General features: G+C 73.6%; 15 protein-coding genes. 9 read left to right on the top strand and 6 right to left on the bottom strand.

The window, feature by feature from the left end; all coding sequences use genetic code 11:
- Positions 1 to 123 precede the first annotated feature (123 nt).
- Positions 124 to 1,371, top strand: a complete 1,248-nt coding sequence (locus ACZ45Q_RS11400; RefSeq protein WP_468258313.1) for an MFS transporter — start codon at positions 124 to 126, stop codon at positions 1,369 to 1,371.
- On the opposite strand, the gene ACZ45Q_RS11395 is transcribed toward ACZ45Q_RS11400, so the two are convergent.
- A complete protein-coding gene (locus ACZ45Q_RS11395; protein ID WP_468258311.1) occupies positions 1,308 to 2,471 on the bottom strand; it encodes a hypothetical protein in 1,164 nt (387 codons plus the stop codon). The two genes, ACZ45Q_RS11400 and ACZ45Q_RS11395, sit on opposite strands and share 64 nt — an antisense overlap.
- Positions 2,468 to 3,418: a 5-dehydro-4-deoxyglucarate dehydratase gene (locus ACZ45Q_RS11390; protein ID WP_468258308.1), complete on the bottom strand. Its 951-nt coding sequence runs from the start codon at positions 3,416 to 3,418 to the stop codon at positions 2,468 to 2,470. Before ACZ45Q_RS11390 ends, ACZ45Q_RS11395 begins: the two co-directional genes overlap by 4 nt.
- A gap of 265 nt (positions 3,419 to 3,683) precedes the next feature.
- On the opposite strand from ACZ45Q_RS11390, the gene ACZ45Q_RS11385 reads away from it, so the two are divergent.
- The 6 genes from ACZ45Q_RS11385 to ACZ45Q_RS11360 all read left to right on the top strand — a co-directional run bounded on the left by ACZ45Q_RS11385 (position 3,684) and on the right by ACZ45Q_RS11360 (position 9,782).
- Positions 3,684 to 4,493 carry an NAD-dependent epimerase/dehydratase family protein gene (locus tag ACZ45Q_RS11385; protein ID WP_468258305.1) on the top strand — a complete coding sequence of 270 codons (810 nt, stop codon included), beginning with the start codon at positions 3,684 to 3,686 and terminating at the stop codon, positions 4,491 to 4,493.
- Between the two features lie 261 nt (positions 4,494 to 4,754).
- Entirely contained in the window at positions 4,755 to 5,525 is a 771-nt protein-coding gene (locus ACZ45Q_RS11380; protein WP_468258302.1) for a DeoR/GlpR family DNA-binding transcription regulator, read from the top strand.
- Positions 5,526 to 5,645: 120 nt separating this feature from the next.
- Positions 5,646 to 7,016, top strand: a complete 1,371-nt coding sequence (locus tag ACZ45Q_RS11375; RefSeq protein WP_468258300.1) for an ABC transporter substrate-binding protein — start codon at positions 5,646 to 5,648, stop codon at positions 7,014 to 7,016.
- Positions 7,013 to 7,954 (top strand): carbohydrate ABC transporter permease, encoded by a 942-nt coding sequence (locus ACZ45Q_RS11370; RefSeq protein WP_468258298.1) that lies wholly within the window; start codon positions 7,013 to 7,015, stop codon positions 7,952 to 7,954. Before ACZ45Q_RS11375 ends, ACZ45Q_RS11370 begins: the two co-directional genes overlap by 4 nt.
- Positions 7,951 to 8,796: a carbohydrate ABC transporter permease gene (locus ACZ45Q_RS11365; protein ID WP_468258295.1), complete on the top strand. Its 846-nt coding sequence runs from the start codon at positions 7,951 to 7,953 to the stop codon at positions 8,794 to 8,796. The genes ACZ45Q_RS11370 and ACZ45Q_RS11365 overlap by 4 nt, the downstream gene beginning before the upstream one ends.
- Positions 8,793 to 9,782, top strand: a complete 990-nt coding sequence (locus ACZ45Q_RS11360; protein WP_468258292.1) for a zinc-dependent alcohol dehydrogenase family protein — start codon at positions 8,793 to 8,795, stop codon at positions 9,780 to 9,782. Before ACZ45Q_RS11365 ends, ACZ45Q_RS11360 begins: the two co-directional genes overlap by 4 nt.
- 24 nt (positions 9,783 to 9,806) lie before the next feature.
- Here ACZ45Q_RS11360 and ACZ45Q_RS11355 read toward each other — a convergent pair whose 3' ends face one another.
- Positions 9,807 to 10,550 carry an alpha/beta fold hydrolase gene (locus ACZ45Q_RS11355; protein WP_468258290.1) on the bottom strand — a complete coding sequence of 248 codons (744 nt, stop codon included), beginning with the start codon at positions 10,548 to 10,550 and terminating at the stop codon, positions 9,807 to 9,809.
- 133 nt (positions 10,551 to 10,683) lie between these two features.
- Here ACZ45Q_RS11355 and ACZ45Q_RS11350 point away from each other — a divergent pair, with 133 nt between their 5' ends.
- Complete coding sequence (locus ACZ45Q_RS11350) at positions 10,684 to 11,904, top strand: TerD family protein (RefSeq protein WP_468258598.1); 1,221 nt, start codon at positions 10,684 to 10,686, stop codon at positions 11,902 to 11,904.
- A 60-nt stretch (positions 11,905 to 11,964) separates the two neighbouring features.
- Here the strand turns inward: ACZ45Q_RS11350 and ACZ45Q_RS11345 are convergent, their stop codons facing one another.
- Positions 11,965 to 13,434, bottom strand: a complete 1,470-nt coding sequence (locus tag ACZ45Q_RS11345) for an alkaline phosphatase PhoX (protein WP_468258288.1) — start codon at positions 13,432 to 13,434, stop codon at positions 11,965 to 11,967.
- A gap of 317 nt (positions 13,435 to 13,751) precedes the next feature.
- Positions 13,752 to 15,182 carry a hypothetical protein gene (locus tag ACZ45Q_RS11340; RefSeq protein WP_468258285.1) on the bottom strand — a complete coding sequence of 477 codons (1,431 nt, stop codon included), beginning with the start codon at positions 15,180 to 15,182 and terminating at the stop codon, positions 13,752 to 13,754.
- A 309-nt stretch (positions 15,183 to 15,491) separates the two neighbouring features.
- Here ACZ45Q_RS11340 and ACZ45Q_RS11335 point away from each other — a divergent pair, with 309 nt between their 5' ends.
- Positions 15,492 to 17,318: an endonuclease/exonuclease/phosphatase family protein gene (locus ACZ45Q_RS11335; RefSeq protein WP_468258282.1), complete on the top strand. Its 1,827-nt coding sequence runs from the start codon at positions 15,492 to 15,494 to the stop codon at positions 17,316 to 17,318.
- Here the strand turns inward: ACZ45Q_RS11335 and ACZ45Q_RS11330 are convergent.
- Positions 17,278 to 18,039 (bottom strand): antibiotic biosynthesis monooxygenase, encoded by a 762-nt coding sequence (locus ACZ45Q_RS11330; protein WP_468258280.1) that lies wholly within the window; start codon positions 18,037 to 18,039, stop codon positions 17,278 to 17,280. The two genes, ACZ45Q_RS11335 and ACZ45Q_RS11330, sit on opposite strands and share 41 nt — an antisense overlap.
- Between the last annotated feature and the right edge of the window lie 293 nt (positions 18,040 to 18,332).

Raw genomic sequence — 18,332 nt, 5'->3', positions numbered from 1 at the left:
GGGCTGCGCCGGCCTCCTGGGAGGTAGACCGAGGGCGGCCGGAGAAGTCATCGGGGGACGGCCCGGTTCCTAGGGCACCTTCCCGATCCCCCGGCACCCCCCTCAGGACCACGATGACCGGGTATGACGACGACATGGACGCCGGCCCGCGTCCTGCGCGACCGCGACGCGGGCCTGTATCTCGCCGGGGTGGTGGTCTCCGGCTTCGGCACGTCGGCGCTGTGGCTGGCGGCGGGCGTGTGGGTGAAGGACCTCACCGGCTCGGACGGCCTCGCCGCGCTGTGCATGCTCGCCCTGTGGGCGCCGGCCCTGGCCGGACCGGCGCTGGGCACGCTCGCCGACCGGGTGCGCCGCAGACCGCTGATGATCGCCCTGAACCTGCTGATGGCGGGCCTGTTGCCCACCCTGCTCGCCGTCGACTCCGCGGACACCGTGTGGGTGCTGTTCGCGGTGCTGTTCGTGTACGGCCTCGCCGGCGTCGTCCACGACGCGGCCGAGTCGGCGCTCGTCGCCGGCGCCGTGGGCCCGGCGCTGCTCGGCGACTTCAACGGGCTGCGCACGACGGCCAACGAGGGCATGAAGCTGCTGGCTCCGCTGGCGGGCGCCGGCCTGTACGCGGCGTACGGCGGCGCGGCCGTGGCCCTGCTCGACGCGGCCACCTTCGTGCTGGCCACGGGACTGTACGCGGCGCTGCGGGTGCGGGAGGACCGCCCGGAGCGCCCCACGGCGCACTGGCGGGCGCGCACCGCCGAGGGCGCCCGGTACCTGTGGGGCCACCCCCGGCTGCGCCCGCTCGTCCTCGCGGGCGGCGTGACGATGCTCTGCGCGGGCGTCAACGGGGCCGCGGCCTACGCCGTCGTCGACGCCCTCGGCCGCTCCCCCGCCTACGCCGGTGTGCTGTACGCCGTCCAGGGCGCCGGCTCGGTGGCGGTCGGGCTGCTGGCGGGGCCGGGGCTGCGCCGGCTGGGCGGCCGGCGGTTCGCGGCGTGCGGGATCGCTCTGCTGGGCGTGGCGGTGGCGGTGCGGGCGGTGCCGTCGGAGGCCGTGGCACTGGCGGCCTGCGCGGCGATCGGTGCGGGGCTCCCCGCGGTGCTGATCGCCGCGCTGACCGCCGTCCAGCAGGAGGCGCCGGGGCCGCTCCTCGGCCGGGTCACGGCCACGGCCCACACGCTGGTGTTCGCACCGAACGTGCTGGGCCTGGCCGCCGGTGCCGCGCTGGTGGAGACGGTCGCCCTGCCGGTGCTGCTCCCCGCCACGGGCCTGGCCCTGCTGGTGACGGCCGCTCTCACGGCCGCCGGACCGGCGGCTCAGCCCCCGGCGAGCGCCGACCGCACCGCCTCCAGGTCGCCGTCCGACGCCAGGCCGGCGTGATACAGCCGCAGCTCCGTCGCCCCCAGGTCGCGCGCGCGTGCCGCGTCGGCGGCGAGGGTGCCGGGGCTGCCGCCCATACCGGAGACGATCGTGAGGTTGGCGGCGAGGACGGCGCCCGCCCGGCCCTGCTCGGCGAACGGGGTGAGCAGCCCGGCGCCACCGGTGCAGGGCACGACGACGCCGTCCGCGACGGAGAGGACGTGCGCCGGGTCGACACCGGCGTTGGCGCCGCAGTGATAGGACACCGGGTCGGCGTGCAGCAGCACCTGGAAGCCGTCCGGCGCGGCGGCGCGGACCGCGGCGACGGCTTCCTCCTGGAGCGTGCGGGCGGTGTCGTCGCGCCACGCGCGCGTGGCCTCGGCCCAGGTCTCGCCGAGGAGCTTCGCCACGCCCGCCCAGCCCCCGTCGGACGGGGCCCCGCGCCACACCGGCTCCAGCGCCTGCCGGACGCCGGCGGCCAGCTCCTCGGCGTCCACGCCGCGCCCGCCGTAGCCCGCGCGGCAGTCCGGGCAGAAGCACAGGGACATCAGGTACTGCCCGGCGTCCCCGAATCCGACGCCGCCGGTCTTGTCGTGGGCGTGCAGGTGGGCGAGTCCGTACCAGCCGAGGGACTCCAGTTCGGTGCCGTGCGCCCCGGGTCGCACCGCCGCCTCGGCGGCCAGGTCGACCAGGTACGCGCGCGTGGCGGGCTGCGCGATGCAGGGCGCCCAGGGGTAGCGGTCGCCGTAGGCGTTGACGACCGAGGTGCGGGGGTGGTCGGCACCCAGGCGGGAGTTGTGCGCGAGCACGACCCAGGTGTGCACCTCCAGGCCGGCGTCGGCGAGCGCGGCGGCGGCCTCGGCCCAGGCGTCGCCGGGCGCCCAGTCACCCGCCGGGTACGGGCGCGGTTCCCGGCCCTCCCAGCGGGCGCCGGGCGGGTAGAGGACGGCCGCGTACTCCGCGGTGACGACGCGGTGGCGCGGGTGGCGGGGGGTGAGCGCCCGGGTGGAGTGGTAGGCGGCGGCGAGCGTCGCCTGCCGCACGCCGGTGGCGGCGATGCGCCCGGCCGCCTCCGGGTCCCCGTTGACGTCCCAGGGGTAGACGAACGCCGACGCCTTCACGCGGCCTCCTCGATCAGGGCGTGGCCGCGCTCGATGATCTGCGCCAGCTGCTTGACGTGGTCCTCCGCCGGTTCGTGCAGCGGGGGGCGCACCTCGCCGACGTCCAGTCCCCGCAGCCGCACGCCGGCCTTGACCAGGGAGACGGCGTAGCCGCGGCCCTGGGCGCGCAGTTCCACGAACGGCCGGTAGAAGCCGTCCAGCAGCCGGCGGACGGTGGTGTCGTCACCGTCGCGCAGCGCGCGGTGGAAGGCGAGGGCGACCTCGGGGGCGAAGCAGAACGCGGCGGACGAGTAGAGCGGGACGCCGAGGGCGCGGTAGGCGAGCTGGGTCTGCTCGGCGGTCGGCAGCCCGTTGAAGTACAGGAAGTCGCCGGGTGCCCCGGTGCGGACGGCGCTGACGATCCGCTGGAGCAGGTCGAGGTCGCCGAGCCCGTCCTTCAGGCCGGCGATTCCGTCGGTGCGGGCGAGTTCCACCACCGTCTCCGGGGTGAACACGGCGTTGTCCCGCTGGTAGACGATCACCGGCAGGGGGGTCGCGGCGGCGATCTGCCGGTAGTGCCGCAGCAGTCCCTCCTGGCCGGCGACGACCAGGTACGGCGGCAGGGCGAGCAGCCCGTCCGCCCCGGCCTCGGCGGCGAGGCCGGCGTAGCGGACGGCGAGCGCGGTGCCGTATCCGGTGCCCGCGACGACGGGCACCCGGCCGGCCGTCTCGGTGACGGCCGCGCGCACGCACGCCTGGAACTCCTCGGGCGCGAGCGCGTGGAACTCGCCCGTGCCGCAGCACGCGAACACGGCGGCGGCGCCCGCGTCCACCCCGCGGCGCACATGGGTGCGGTAGACGTCGAGGTCGATCCCGCCGCCGGGGCCGTAGGCCGTGACGGGGAAGAACAGCGGCCCGCTGGGGCTGGTGAGCCGGGCGGCGAGAGGGGCTGACGGGGCTGGCGTCACAGGCTCTCCCTGTTCCGTATCTTGATCTGTGTCCACATTTCTGAACGACCTCACGCTATGCCGCCCTCCGTCGGCCGGTCAAGCGCACCGGTCCCCGGTGAACGTGCGGATGGCCCGCCCGTGCAGGACACTTGACGCACCACCACGCTGCTCTTAGCGTGTCCACGCATATGAATGGCGTGCGTGGACATGTACCGGCCCGGTACGGCGACATGGCCGTGCGCCCGGACAGTCGCACGGCCGGCGAGTCAAGGAGACCCCGAGGATGCCCGCTCCCCGCACCGTTCTGCTCACCGGCGCCGCAGGCGGTCTCGGTGGCCTGATGCGGAACCTGCTCCCCGCCTTCGGCTACGAGCTGCGCCTGTTCGACGTGCGCCCGATCGAGGGCGAACCGGACGCGATCACCGCCGACCTCGCCGACCGGGCCGCCGTGCGCGAGGCGGTCCGGGGCGTCGACGCGATCATCCACCTCGCGGGCATCTCCCTGGAAGCCCCCTTCGAGAAGATCCTCAAGGCGAACATCGAGGGCACCTACCACCTCTACGAGGCCGCCCGCGAGGAAGGCGTCGGCCGCGTCGTCTTCGCCTCCTCCAACCACGCCGTCGGCTACACCCCCCGCCCCCGGGACGGCGGCCCGCTCATCCCGGTCGACACCCCGCGCCGCCCCGACACCTTCTACGGCCTGTCCAAGTCCTTCGGCGAGGACCTCGCCCAGTTCTACTGGGACAAACACGGCCTGGAGACCGTCTCCGTCCGCATCGGCTCCTGCTTCCCCGAGCCGACCAGCGTGCGCATGCTCTCGGTCTGGATGAGCCCCGGCGACGGCGCCCGCCTCTTCCACGCCGCGCTGACCGCCGGGAACGTCGGCCACACCGTCGTCTACGGCTCCTCCGCCAACACCCGGCTGTGGTGGGACCTCGGCTCCGCGCGGGCGCTCGGCTACGAACCGCAGGACGACTCCGAGGAGTTCGCCGCCAAGCTCGTCGCCGAACAGGGCGAGCTGGACCCGGACGACCCGGCACAGGCCTGTCTCGGCGGCCACTTCGTGACCGACCCGCCGATCTGGCCGTACTGACCGAAACTCGTCCCGCACGACGGCGGACGGGCAGCAAACGGGCCCGTCCGCACCCCTGTTCGGGCACCAGCAGTGCCCGAACGAACGCCCCGCCCCGCCGCGCCCCAGGTCCGCGGCGGTCACCGGCCGACCGGAACGGGCCCAAACGGGCACCATCACCCCGGCAACAGACCTGGTCAGTGCCGCACCCCCGCTGTAGAAATTCCCCCAGGGCCCGCGCCGGGCCCGAACGGGCACGCACGCGGAAGGCAGGTGCAGGCGATGGGACCGAGGACGGCGGAAGATCGCCAGCGGGAGATCGTGCGGCTCGCGCGCGCCACCGGATCGGTCGACGTCACCGCGCTCGCGGCCGATCTGGGCGTGGCCCGGGAGACCGTACGGCGTGATCTGCGCGCCCTGGAGGACCACGGGCTGGTCCGCCGCACCCACGGCGGCGCCTACCCCGTGGAGAGCGCCGGGTTCGAGACGACGCTCGCCTTCCGCGCCACCAGCCATGTGCCCGCCAAGCGCCGGATCGCCGCCGCGGCGGCCGACCTGCTCGGCGACGCCGAGACGGTCTTCGTCGACGAGGGCTTCACCCCCCAGCTCATCGCCGAGGCGCTCCCCCGGGACCGTCAGCTGACCGTGGTCACCGCCTCCCTGCCGGTCGCGGGCGCGCTCGCCGAGTCCGGTGACGTCTGCGTCCTGCTGCTCGGCGGCCGGGTCCGCTCGGGCACGCTCGCCACCGTCGACCACTGGACGACGAAGATGCTGGCCGGCTTCGTCGTCGACCTCGCCTACATCGGCGCCAACGGCATCTCCCGCGAGCACGGTCTGACCACGCCCGACCCGGCGGTCAGCGAGGTCAAGGCCCAGGCGATCCGGGCCGCGCGCCGCACCGTGTTCGCGGGCGTGCACACCAAGTTCGGCGCCGTCAGCTTCTGCCGGTTCGCCGAGGTCGGCGCCCTCGAGGCGATCGTCACCAGCACCCGGCTGCCGGCCGCCGAGGCCCACCGCTACTCCCTGCTGGGCCCGCAGGTCATCCGGGTCTGAGAACCCCGGCCCCGCCCCTCCAGGGGCCCCGTACGCCCGCGAACACCCCTTGTTTCCCCATAAGTCACGACCTCTCCCCCTCCCTCTGTCTCCCCTCCCCCTCATCTCCAGGAGCGATCCATGCGAACCCCGAGCCGACGGAGGCCGCGAGCCACGCTCGCCGCGGCCGCCGCAGGGACGCTGCTCGCCCCGCTGCTCTCCGGCTGCTGGGTCGGGGCCGGCGGGGCGGGATCCGGCGGCGACGCCATCAACGTGCTGATGGTCAACAACCCCCAGATGACCGAGTTGCAGAAGCTCACCGCCGAGCACTTCACGGCGGAGACCGGCATCGAGGTGAACTTCACCGTCCTGCCCGAGAACGACGTCCGCGACAAGATCAGCCAGGACTTCGCCAACCAGGCGGGCCAGTACGACGTCGCGACCCTGTCCAACTACGAGATACCCATCTACGCCCGCAACGACTGGCTGCACGAGATGGACTCCTACGTCGCCGAGGACCCGGCCTACGACCAGCAGGACGTGCTGAAACCGATGCGCGAGTCCCTCACCGGCGACGACGGCAAGCTCTACGGCCAGCCCTTCTACGGCGAGTCGTCCTTCCTGATGTACCGCAAGGACGTGTTCGAGCGCGAGGGCCTCACCATGCCCGAGCACCCCACCTGGACCGAGGTCGCCGGCCTCGCCGAGCGGGTCGACGGCGCCGAGCCCGGCATGAGCGGCATCTGCCTGCGCGGGCTGCCCGGCTGGGGCGAACTGATGGCTCCGCTGACGACGGTCGTCAACACCTTCGGCGGCACCTGGTTCGACGAGGACTGGAACGCCCGGCTCGACTCCCCCGAGTGGAAGAAGGCGACGAAGTTCTATGTCGACCTGGTCCGCGAGCACGGCCAGTCCGGCGCCGCCCAGTCGGGCTTCGCGGAGTGCCTGAACAACATGACCCAGGGCAAGGTCGCCATGTGGTACGACGCCACGTCCGCCGCCGGGTCCCTGGAGTCGGCGAACTCCCCCGTCAAGGGAAAGATCGGCTACGCCCCCGCCCCCGTGGAGCGGACCGAGTCCTCCGGCTGGCTCTACACCTGGGCCTGGGGCATCCAGAAGGCCTCCCGCAACCCCGACAAGGCCTGGAAGTTCGTCTCCTGGGCGTCGGGCAAGGAGTACGAGGAGCTGGTGGGCGAGCAGATCGGCTGGTCGAACGTACCGGCCGGCAAGCGGGCCTCCACGTACGAGAACCCGGCCTACCGCGAGGAGGCCGCCGCCTTCCAGGAGATGACCCGCGAGGCCATCGAGAGCGCCCGCCCGAACGACCCCGGCGTCCAGCCGCGCCCCGCGCCCGGCATCCAGTTCGTCGGCATCCCCGAGTTCACCGACCTCGGCACCCAGGTCTCCCAGGAGATCAGCGCCGCCGTCGCCGGGCGCCAGTCCGTCGAGTCGGCCCTGGCCAAGTCCCAGCGGCTCGCCGAGAAGATCTCCGAGGAGTACGAGGGACGATGACCGCCACGACCACGGCCCCCGTGGCCGCACCCGACGTCCGCCCGCCGGCCCGCCCGGCCTCCCGCCGCCTGCGCGGCTGGGCCACGCGCGCCCCGCTGCTGCCCGCCCTGATCTTCATGATCGTGATCACCCAGCTGCCGTTCGTGGCCACGCTGGTGATCTCCTTCTTCGACTGGAACTCGCTCTACCCCGACGCCCGCCGCTTCGCCGGCTTCGCCAACTACGGCGAGGTCCTCTCCGACCCCGACCTGCGCCGGTCGGTGTGGACGACGATCCTGCTGACGGTGGCGGTGGTCCTGGCCAGCCTGGTCCTCGGCCTGCTGCTGGCGCTGCTGCTGGACCGGCGGTTCAAGGGCCGGGGCGTGGTCCGCACCCTGCTGATCGCCCCGTTCCTGGTGGTGCCGGTGGCGGCGGCCCTGCTGTGGAAGCACGTGCTCTACAACCCCGAGTACGGGCTCTTCAACGGTCTGCTGCACTACGTGGGCGGCCCCCAGCCCGACTGGATCTCGGGCACCCCACTGCTGGCGGTCGAGGCCGCCCTGGTGTGGCAGTGGACGCCGTTCATGATGCTCATCCTGCTGGCCGGGCTGCAGAGCCGGGACCAGCAGCAGATCGAGGCGGCGCGGGTGGACGGCGCGAGCGACTGGCAGATCTTCGTCCACCTCACCCTGCCGCACCTGCGCCGCTATCTCGAACTCGGCGCCCTGCTGGGCTCGATCTACATCGTGCAGAACTTCGACGCGGTCTTCACGATCACGTCCGGCGGCCTCGGCACCGCCAACCTCCCCTACACCGTGTACCAGACCTTCTACCAGGCCCATGAGAACGGCCTCGCCTCGGCCGCGGGCGTGCTGGTCGTCATCGGCTCGATCGTCATCGCGACCTTCGCGCTGCGCGTGGTGTCGTCCCTGTTCCGCGAGGAGGTGTCCCGCGCATGAGCACCGTGGCCGTACGAGTGCGCCGCAAGCGAGGTGTGGGCCTGGGTCTGCTGGCCTGGCTGCTCGGCGTCGCGTTCTTCCTGCCCATCGCCTGGATGGCGCTGACCTCCTTCCACTCGGAGGAGGACGCGGCGACCAACCCGCCGGCCTTCGCCGCCTCCCTGACACTGGACGGCTACCGCGAGTTCTTCGGCGCGGACGGCGGCGCCAGCCCCTGGCCGTCCCTGATCAACTCGGCGGTGGCCTCGACCGCGTCGACGGCACTCGTGCTCGTCCTGGCCCTCCCGGCGGCGTACGCGCTGTCGATCCGGCCGGTGAAGCGGTGGACGGACGTCCTGTTCTTCTTCCTGTCGACGAAGATGCTGCCGGTCGTGGCGGGTCTGCTGCCGATCTACCTGTTCGCCCGGAACACGGACCTGCTGGACAACATCTGGCTCCTGGTCCTGCTCTACACCTCGATGAACCTGCCGATCGCCGTCTGGATGATGCAGTCCTTCCTGGCCGAGGTCCCGGTGGCGGTGATCGAGGCGGCCCGCGTGGACGGCGCCCGCCTGCCGACCGTGCTGTGGCGGGTGGTCGCCCCGATCGCCCTGCCGGGCATCGCGGCGACGTCGTTGATCTGCTTCATCTTCAGCTGGAACGAGCTGCTGTTCGCCCGGGTGCTCACGGGAGTGGTGGCCGAGACCGCACCCGTCTTCCTGACCGGCTTCATCACCAGCCAGGGTCTGTTCCTGGCCAAGGTGTGCGCCGCGTCGCTCGTCATCTCCCTGCCGGTGCTCGCCGCGGGGTTCGCCGCCCAGGACAAACTGGTCCAGGGCCTGTCGTTGGGAGCCGTGAAATGAAGGCCGCCGTCATCGAGTCCGTGGGCCGCGCCGTCGTCACCGAGGTCCCGGACCCGACGCCAGGGCCGCGCGAGGTCGTCGTGGAGGTCGCCGCCTGCGGCCTGTGCGGCACCGACCTGCACATCCTCCAGGGCGAGTTCGCCCCGAAGCTGCCCATCGTCCCGGGCCACGAGTTCGCGGGCGAGGTCGTCGGCGTCGGCGCGCAGGTCACCGAGGTCGCGGTCGGCGACCAGGTGGCGGTGGACCCCTCCCTGTACTGCTACGAATGCCGCTACTGCCGCACCGGCCACAACAACCTGTGCGAGCGCTGGGCGGCGATCGGCGTGACGACGGCCGGCGGCGCGGCACGGTACGCGCTCGCCCCGGTGGCCAACTGCGTCAAGCTGCCCGAGCACGTCCGTACCCAGGACGCGGCCCTGATCGAGCCCCTGTCCTGCGCCGTCCGCGGCTACGACGTCCTGCGCTCCCGCCTCGGCGCCCACGTCCTGATCTACGGCTCCGGCACCATGGGCCTGATGATGCTGGAGCTCGCCAAGCGCACCGGCGCCTCGACCGTGGACGTGGTCGACGTCAACCCGGCCCGTCTGGAGACGGCCCGCACGCTCGGCGTCTCCGCGGCGGCGGCGAACGCCGACGAACTGGACCGACCGCAGGGCTGGGACGTGGTCATCGACGCGACGGGGAACGCCGCGGCGATCCAGGACGGCCTGGACCGCGTCGCCAAGGCCGGCACGTTCCTCCAGTTCGGGGTCGCCGACTACGCGACGCGCGTGACCGTCGATCCCTATCGCATCTACAACCAGGAGATCACCATCACGGGTTCGATGGCGGTCCTGCACAGCTACGAGCGCGCTGCGGAACTCTTCGCCGGGGGCGTCCTGGACCCGGACGTCTTCATCAGCGACCGCATCCCCCTGGACCGCTACCCGAAGGCCCTGGCCCAGTTCGCGGCGGGGGTGGGCAGGAAGATCGTGGTGGCGCCGTAGGGCGGGGAGCGCTCTGGACCGGGCTCAGGGTGCGGCCTGCGCGCCCAGGAGGAAGGCTTCCAGGTCCTCGGCGAAGCCCGGTGCCGCCGCCACGAAGTGGCCGGCGCCCGGTCGCACGCGCCGCTCGGCGCCGAGCGCGGCCGCCACCGCGTCGCAGATCCGCTCGAGCGCCGGCGAGTGGCCCCCGGACGCGACGAGCACCGGGACCCCGGCCGCGCGGACGGCGTCGAGCCGCGGGCGCGCCTGAGCCGTCGGCCGGCCACCGTGGGCGCGCCGTACGCCGGCGACCACGCTCGCGGGGAGCGGGCCGTCGCCGACCGGCGCGCCCGCCAGCCGGAGGAACTCGCGCAGCTCGGCCGGGTCGGTGTCCAGCCCGTGGGTGAGCACCGCGTCGCTGATGCGCCCCAGCCGCGCCACCTCGGGATCGTCGCGGACAAGGTGGTGGAGCGGCGGCTCGACCAGCGTGAGCGAGCGGACGCCGCCCGGCGCGGCGGTTGCCGCGAGCAACGCGCCGAGGGCGCCGTAGGAGTGGGCGACGACGTGCGGGCGGCCGCGCAGCAGCGGGACCAGGTCCCGGGCGTCCACCTCGAAGTCCTGGCCCTTCCGCGGCGGCGGGCTCGGCGGGTAGCCACGGCGGTGGACACGGGCCAGCGTCCACCGGTCCGCCAGCGGGGCCAGGGCGCCCCAGGTCGTCCGGGGGCCGGCCCCGCCGTGCACCAGCAGAACCTCGGGCCCGCAGCCGTCGCGCCGCACCACGATGTCGCCCACGCGGCGAGCATAGACCCCCGCCCGGCGCGGTCGTGCCGGGCCCGTCCGGCGAGCGCGGACCCGCAGCCGCCCGAATGGCCCCCGGGTAAGGGAACGGTAAAACGCCCTCGCTCGTTCATCGGGCATGACAGCTATGACCCCCGGCTCGAACATCCCTCTCTCCGCCGCCCGCGTGACGGTGGACGTCACCGCCCCTGTGCGGCTAGACGTATCGGGCCTGCTGCTCACCGCCGACGGCAAGGTGCGCTCCGACGACGACTTCATCTTCTACAACCAGCCCACGGGCCCAGGCGTGACCTACCGCTCGGGCGGCGGCACGGCCCCGGACGCGATCACGGTCGACACCACCGCCGTCCCGCCCGGCATCGAGAAGATCGTCGTCACCGCCAGCCCGGACGCCGCCGGCCAGACCTTCCAGGGCATCGAACCCACCGCCACCATCCGCAACGCGGACGACGACACCGTCCTGTCCACCTTCACGCCCCCGCAGCTCGGCACCGAGACCGCCCTGGTGATCGTGGAGATCTACCTCCGCAACGGCGCCTGGAAGGCCCGCGCGGTAGGCCAGGGCTACGCCAACGGCCTGGCCGGCATCGCCACGGACTTCGGCGTCTCGGTGGAGGAGGAACCGGCCGCCCCGGCCCAGCCGGCCGCCGCAGCCCAGCCGGTGGCCCCTCCGCCGCCGGCCGCTCCCCCGCAGCCGGCCCCGCCGGTCACGGCCCCCGCCTCCCAGGCGGCACCCCCCGCCGCCCCGCCGGCCCCCGCCCCGGGCGCCGGAAAGATCAACCTGGACAAGGGCCGGGTCAGCCTCCAGAAGAACCAGACGGTCTCCCTGGTCAAGGGCGGCCGCCCGGTCCTGTCCTCGGTCAAGATGGGCCTCGGCTGGGAGCCTGCCTACCGCGGCAAGGACATCGACCTGGACGCCTCGGTCATCGCCTACGGCCCGCAGCGCAACCACATCGACAGCTGCTACTTCGGCAAGCTCCAGATCGTCGGCGGCGCCATCCGCCACTCCGGTGACAACCTCACCGGTGAGGGCGGCGGCGACGACGAGGTGATCACGGTCGACCTGGGCCGGCTCCCGCAGGAGGTCACGGGCCTGGTCTTCACGGTCAACTCCTTCTCGGGCCAGAAGTTCACCGAGGTCGCCAAGGCCTACTGCCGCCTGCTGGACGGCACCACCGGCGAGGAACTGGTCCGCTTCGACCTCACCAGCGCCGAGCCGCAGACCGGAGTGATGATGGCGAAGCTGATCCGCCAGTTCTCCGGCGAGTGGGAGATGACCGCGATGGGCGACTTCGTCAAGTCCCGCACGGTCCGCGGCATGGTGAAGCCGGCCGCCCAGGCGCTGTAGCGGACGGCCGGCCGGGGGCGCGCCGGGACGGGACCGGGCGCCCCCGCACGCCGCTCGCGGTCAGCGCCGCTTCTGCCGCTTCCAGGGCCCGGTGATGGCCAGCAGGATGCCGGGTTCCTGGATGTTGGCGTAGAGGGTGCGGCCGTCGGGCGAGAAGGTGACGCCGGTGAACTCGCTGTACTCCGGCTCCTCCTCGGTGCCGATGTTCAGTTCGTTGCGGGCGATGGGGTAGGTGCGGCCGGAGTCCGTCGCGCCGAACAGGTGCTGGACGCCGTCGCCGTCCTCGGCGATGACCAGGCCGCCGTACGGGGAGACGGTGATGTTGTCCGGGCCGTCGAAGGCGCCGTCCTTGCCGGGGTCGGGGTTGACGCCGAGGAGGACCTTCAGGGTGAGGGTGCGGCGCCCGGGGTCGTAGAACCAGACCTGGCCGTCGTGCGGCCGGCCGGGGCTGTCCTCCTCGCGGGCGTAGGAGGAGACGAGGTAGGCGCCGCCGTCGCCCCACCACATGCCCTCCAGCTTGCGGGCGCGGGTGACCTCGCCGGGGCCGAACTGCTCGCGGACGGCGACCGTCCGGGCGTCCCGGTCGGGCACGTCGATCCAGTCGACGCCGTAGACGGTGCCGGTCCGCGTGGCCCGCGAGAGGTCGTCGACGTACCGGCCGCCGGAGTCGAAGCAGCGGGGCGCCTGGAGGACGCCGGCGTCGTCGGCGAGGGTGCGCAGCCGGCGGTGGCCGTAGGCGAAGCCGCGGGGCGGGGTCCAGCGGTAGAACAGGCCGTTGGGCTCGTCGGCGTCCTCGGTGAGGTAGGCGTGGCCGCGCCGGGGGTCGATGACGACGGCCTCGTGCTCGAAGCGGCCGAAGAACTTCAGCGGTTTCGGGTCGCGGTTGGCACGCCGGTCGGCGGGGTCGACCTCGAAGACGTAGCCGTGGTCCTTGGTCATGCCGTTCTCACCGGCCCGGTCGGCGTTCTCCTCGCAGGTCAGCCAGGTGCCCCACGGGGTCGTGCCACCCGCGCAGTTGTTGGCGGTGCCGGCGATGCCCACCCACTCGGCGACGCGGCCGTCGGGGCGCACCTCGACGACGGTGCAGCCGCCGGGGGCGGCCGGGTCGTAGACGAGGCCTTCGGCGAGCGGGACGGGGTGGTCGTGCTCGGAGCGGGGGCCGTCCATCTCGTGGTTGTTGACCAGGAGGGTGGTGCCGCGCGGGCCGGCGAACGCCGCGGTGCCGTCGTGCTCGGCGGGGGTGAACTCGCCCGACTCCAGCCGGGTCCTGCCGCAGTGGGTCAGGACGCGGTACGAGAACCCGGCGGGAAGGGCGAGGATGCCGTCCGGGTCGGGGAGCAGGGGTCCGTAGCCGACGCCGTGGTCATGGCCGGGTCCGCCGCCGTGCCCGCGCTCCTCGCCGACGCTCTCGGTGTCCGTGGAGGCCAGTGCGTGGGGCGCGGAGGCGAGGGCGCCGACGCTGCCCGCCAGTGCGACGCCGGCGCCGGAGAGCGCGGATCGTCTGGCGAAGTCCCTGCGGGTGAGCGACATGGATTCTCCTGTGACGGTGGGCGGGCCGTGGAGGGTGGCGGACACGGGGGTCGGCGACACCGTCCCGCCCCGCGCTGAACACCAGTTGAACGACGGCCGACGCCCCGGGTCCCGCTTGCGTGAATCCGCTCGCCCGCACACGGACCCCACCGCCGGCGACCACGGTCACCACCCCGGCCGTCCACCCGACCGCGCCCCGGACACGAGCCCAGCCGCCCCCCCCCTCCAGCCGTCGGTCCCACCGCGCCCCGGCCCCGAGCCGTCGATCCCACCGCCCCCGGCCGGACGCCCCGTCCGGCCCCGTCACCCGGGCGTCGTCAACTCCCTTGCTGGGAGCGGGCCTTGAAGGCCGCCTTGCGGGCCTCCTTCGCGATCTTCTTGTCGGGGTGCAGCCGGCCCATCGCCTCCAGGACGTCCGCGGTGGCCGGATGCTCCACGCGCCAGGCCGTGTCGAAGAACCCGCTGTGCTGCCGGGCCAGGCCCTCGACGAGCGCGCGCAGCTCCTCGGAATTGCCCTCGGCGGCGAGCTGTGCGGCCACCGTGTCGATGGTCAGCCAGAAGATCATGGCCTCGGGCGGGGCGGGGACGTCCGTGGCGCCGTGCTCGGTGAGCCAGACGCGGGCCAGTCCGCCCAGTTCGGCGTCGTCCAGGACCTCCCGCAGCGCGGGCTCGGCCTCGGCGCCGACCAGGGACAGCGCCTGCTGACAGCGCAGCCGCCGCAGCGGCGCACCGGCGTCCGCGCCGCGGGCCGCGGCCAGCAGGTCCCGGGCGGCGGCGAGGGGCTCGCGGCCGTCCAGCCAGTGCCGGGTCTCGGCGTGGGCCGCCGCCGACGGGTAGCCGGCCGTGCCGTCGAGCAGCGCGTCGGCGCCCTTGTCGGCGAGGTCGCCGACCGCCGGTGCCGTGAACCCGGCCTCCTGGAGGCGGGCCCGCAGCCCGTACAGGCCGAGCGGGGTCAGCCGCACCATGCCGTAGCGGGAGACGTCGGTGTCGTCGACGGGCGCCCCGGGCTCCTCGTCGGCCTCGGCCATCAGGGCCTCGTCGACCGGCTGGTAGGCGACGAGGCCGATCGGCTCCAGCAGCCGGAACTGGTCGTCCAGCCGCATCATCGCGTCGGACACCTGCTCCAGCACGTCGTTGGTGGGCTCCCCCATGTCGCTGGGCACGAGCACGGAGGCGGCCAGCGCCGGCAGCGGCACGGCGCTGTCGCCGGGGGCGTCCTCGCCGACGGTGAGCAGGTACAGGTTGCCGAGCACCCCGTCGAGGAACTCCGCCTCCGACTCCGGGTCCCAGTCGAGGGAGGACAGGTCCAGTTCGCCGTCGCCCTCGGCGATCGCGTCGACCAGGCCGCCGAGGTCGGGGACGCTCGCGTCGGCGAGGACCGTCTCCAGCGCGGCGAGCCACACGCCGAGCACGTCCTGCGGGGAGCCGCCGGTGAGCAGGGCGAGGTCCGCGCCCGCCGTGACGGTGCCCTCCTCCTCGTCCACGATCTCCACCAGGCCGCTGTCCACCGCGACCCGCCACGCCTCGCTCGCGCCGGCCGCGGCGTCCTCGCCGGTCAGGCCGAGCGCCTCGGCCGCCGCGGGCAGCTGCTCCTCCACGAGGCCGCCGCCGGCGTCGACGCGGGTGCCGGGCCCGGCCCAGCGGGCGAGCCGGGCGGCACGGGCGAGCAGCGGGGTGGACAGGGCGTCGCGGGCCAGCTCCGCTTCGGGGCGCAGCCGCACCGGCGGCAGGGTGGAGCTGTCTGACATCGGCTGATTCTCCTCGCACACGCCTTGAGCGCCGTACGGCCATCCGGGCGCCGTACGGCTTCAGCCGCTCAGCCTAGACGGGTTTCCACCCATGCCGCCCGGTTCATCTCCCCGTCGGCCGCCGTACATGGCCGAAACCTTGACAACGGACCTGCACACACAGGAGATTGACGCGCGTAGAAAGCGGGGGGACAAGTGTTCACTCAGTTTCCCGTACGGCACGGCGGCCCCTCGCGCCCCACGCATCAGGACGTCGCGTCGACGTCCGCCCTCGTCCCGGCGCCTCGTCACGTCCCCGGAGGGATTCCCTTGCCGAGCAAGTCGTCCACGCGCCTCGCCGCGCTCACCGTCGCCGCCGTCACCTGTGCGTCCGGCGTCGTCCTCGCCTCCCCCGCGCACGCCGACTCCGTGCGCGTCCACGACATCCAGGGCACGACCCGGATCTCCCCGTACGCCGGGAAGCAGGTCACGGACGTGGCCGGAATCGTCACCGGCGTGCGCACCTACGGCTCCTCCAGAGGTTTCTGGATCCAGGACCCGGCCCCGGACGCCGACCCCGCGACCAGCGAGGGCGTCTTCGTCTACACCGGTTCCACTCCGAAGGGGGTGGCCGTCGGCGACGCGGTCACCGTCTCCGGCACCGTCACCGAGTACGTCCCGGGCGGCACGTCCTCCGGGAACCAGTCGCTGACCGAGATCACCCGCCCGACGGTGACCGTGGTCTCCAGCGGCAACCCGGTCCCGGCCGCCACGCCCATCCGCCCCTGGTCGGTCCCGCGCGCCTACACCCCCGCCGGGGACGAGGCCGCGAGCGGCTCGATCAACCACCTGCCGCTGCGCCCGCGCAGCTACGCCCTGGACTACTACGAGTCCCTGGAGGGCATGAACGTCGCGGTCGCGAACACCCGCGTGGTCGGCGCCACCGACCCGTACACCGAGCTGTGGGTGACGGTGAAGCCGTGGGAGCACCGCAACCGCCGCGGCGGCACCGTCTACGGCTCCTACGACTCCCAGAACACCGGCCGGCTCCAGATCCAGTCGCTCGGCCGGGCCGCGGACTTCCCCGACGCGCACGTCGGCGACACCCTCGCCGGGACCACCGCCGGCCCGCTGGACTTCAACCAGTACGGCGGTTACACGCTGGTCGCCAACGAGCTGGGCACCCTGCGCGACGGCGGCCTGGAGCGCGAGACGACCCGCGCCCAGCGGCGCGACGAGCTGGCGGTGGCCACGTACAACGTGGAGAACCTCGACCCGTCCGACGGCACCTTCGCCGCGCACGCCGCCGCGATCGTGGACAACCTGGCCTCGCCCGACATCGTGTCCCTGGAGGAGATCCAGGACAACAGCGGCGCCAAGGACGACGGCACGGTGGCCGCGGACGAGACGGTCGGCAAGCTGATCGACGCGATCGCGGCGGCCGGCGGTCCGCGCTACGACTGGCGCGGGATCGATCCGGCCGACAAGACCGACGGCGGCCAGCCCGGCGGCAACATCCGCAACGTCTTCCTGTTCAACCCGGAGCGGGTCTCCTTCACCGACCGTCCGGGCGGCGACGCGACCACGGCCACCGGGGTGACCCGGGTCCACGGCAAGGCGGCCCTGACGGCCTCCCCCGGCCGCGTGGACCCGGCCGACGCCGCGTGGGAGGACAGCCGCAAGCCGCTCGCCGGCGAGTTCGTCTTCCGCGGCCGGACGGTCTTCGTGATCGCCAACCACTTCGCCTCCAAGGGCGGCGACCAGTCGCTGACCTCCCAGTACCAGCCGCCGGCCCGCCGCTCCGAGGAGCAGCGCCACCTCCAGGCGAAGTCGGTGAACTCCTTCGTCAAGGAGATACTCGACGTCGAGAAGAACGCGGACGTGATCGCCCTCGGCGACATCAACGACTTCGAGTTCTCCGCGACGACCCGGCTGCTGGAGGACGGCGGCGCGCTGTGGTCGGCGGTGAAGTCACTGCCGAGGAGCGAGCGGTACTCGTACGTGTACCAGGGCAACAGCCAGGTCCTCGACCAGATCCTGATCAGCCCGTCGATCCGGCGCGGCGGGGGCTTCTCCTACGACAGCGTGCACATCAACGCGGAGTTCCACGACCAGATCAGCGACCACGACCCGCAGGTGCTGCGGTTCCGCCCGTAGCACGGCCGGCGGGTCCCGGGTGACCGGGAGCGGGTCGGTCGGGCACCAGGCCGAGGGCGTGGTCGTAACGGCCGAGCGTGGTGCCCTTGATGCCGGGGAACGCCCGGACCCGCTCCCAGGACGCGGTCGGCGGCGCGTTCAGGACGCGGTCGTAGGCCTCGGCGCTCGTCCATTCGGCGTAGTTGAGGACGTGACCGCCGTCGGTGCTGAGATGGAAGTGGGCGGCGATCAGGTCGCGGTGGTTGTCCCGGTCGTCGGCGAGCGCCTCGAGCACGGTGTCGATCCAGTCGGGGCGCCGCTCGGCCGCCTCCGGCTCGAAGTCGATCCGCACGGTGACGATCAGGCCCGGGGCCCGGTCGTCACCGGCCGCCCGCCCGTGGCCGCGGTGGTACCGGTACCGGTCGAGCCCCAGCCGTTCGATGCCCGGCACGGCGGTGTCGATCTCGTCGTTGCGCTCCTGGCGGTGGGTCTTGACGAAGGCCTCGTAGGCCTGCTCGTCGGCCCACTGGGAGTGGTGCATGAGCGTCCTGCCGTCGTGCCCGGTGTAGACGTGGTAGCTCTTCAGTCCGCCGGCCGGCCACGGGCGGCTCTCCCAGGTCCGGGCGATCGCCTCGACGGTCTGCCGCTGGCGCTCGGGGGTGCCGACGTCCCAGGTGCTGAAGAAGGGCGCCGCGACGTCCGGGCGGACGAGGTCGGGGTGTGCGTCGGTACGGCGGGTCATGCCGGCCTCCACGGGTCGGTGGTCGTCGTGTGCACGCACCACCCTCGGACCTGAAGTTTGGTTGAGGTCAAGGGGTTTGCGGAGATCGCCCCCACGAGACCACGGGCCCCTGAAGGCCGCCCGCGGGGGCAGGCAGCCGACCGAGTCCGCCTCCGAGGGGCCCGCGGAAGCCCCCTGGGCGCGCCCGGCACGGCGGAGGGACCCCTGCTCTCCGGGCTCCGCCTCGAACTCGTCGACCCCGGGCAGGGCGACCCGCCCCCGGCCGGCGCTCCCGCCGACGGACCGCGCACCGG

The organism is Streptomyces sp. NPDC031049 (assembly GCF_055571015.1).
The sequence above is the reverse complement of the archived record's forward strand: the minus strand, read 5'-3'. Positions and strand labels throughout refer to the sequence as shown.

Bases quoted from the DNA above. Each gene is read 5' to 3' on its own strand.
- ACZ45Q_RS11400 (WP_468258313.1), top strand. From the start codon at position 124: ATGACGACGACATGGACGCCGGCCCGCGTCCTGCGCGACCGCGACGCG.
- ACZ45Q_RS11385 (WP_468258305.1), top strand. From the start codon at position 3,684: ATGCCCGCTCCCCGCACCGTTCTGCTCACCGGCGCCGCAGGCGGTCTC.
- ACZ45Q_RS11380 (WP_468258302.1), top strand. From the start codon at position 4,755: ATGGGACCGAGGACGGCGGAAGATCGCCAGCGGGAGATCGTGCGGCTC.
- ACZ45Q_RS11375 (WP_468258300.1), top strand. From the start codon at position 5,646: ATGCGAACCCCGAGCCGACGGAGGCCGCGAGCCACGCTCGCCGCGGCC.
- ACZ45Q_RS11370 (WP_468258298.1), top strand. From the start codon at position 7,013: ATGACCGCCACGACCACGGCCCCCGTGGCCGCACCCGACGTCCGCCCG.
- ACZ45Q_RS11365 (WP_468258295.1), top strand. From the start codon at position 7,951: ATGAGCACCGTGGCCGTACGAGTGCGCCGCAAGCGAGGTGTGGGCCTG.
- ACZ45Q_RS11360 (WP_468258292.1), top strand. From the start codon at position 8,793: ATGAAGGCCGCCGTCATCGAGTCCGTGGGCCGCGCCGTCGTCACCGAG.
- ACZ45Q_RS11350 (WP_468258598.1), top strand. From the start codon at position 10,684: ATGACCCCCGGCTCGAACATCCCTCTCTCCGCCGCCCGCGTGACGGTG.
- ACZ45Q_RS11345 (WP_468258288.1), bottom strand. From the start codon at position 13,434: ATGTCGCTCACCCGCAGGGACTTCGCCAGACGATCCGCGCTCTCCGGC.
- ACZ45Q_RS11340 (WP_468258285.1), bottom strand. From the start codon at position 15,182: ATGTCAGACAGCTCCACCCTGCCGCCGGTGCGGCTGCGCCCCGAAGCG.
- ACZ45Q_RS11330 (WP_468258280.1), bottom strand. From the start codon at position 18,039: ATGACCCGCCGTACCGACGCACACCCCGACCTCGTCCGCCCGGACGTC.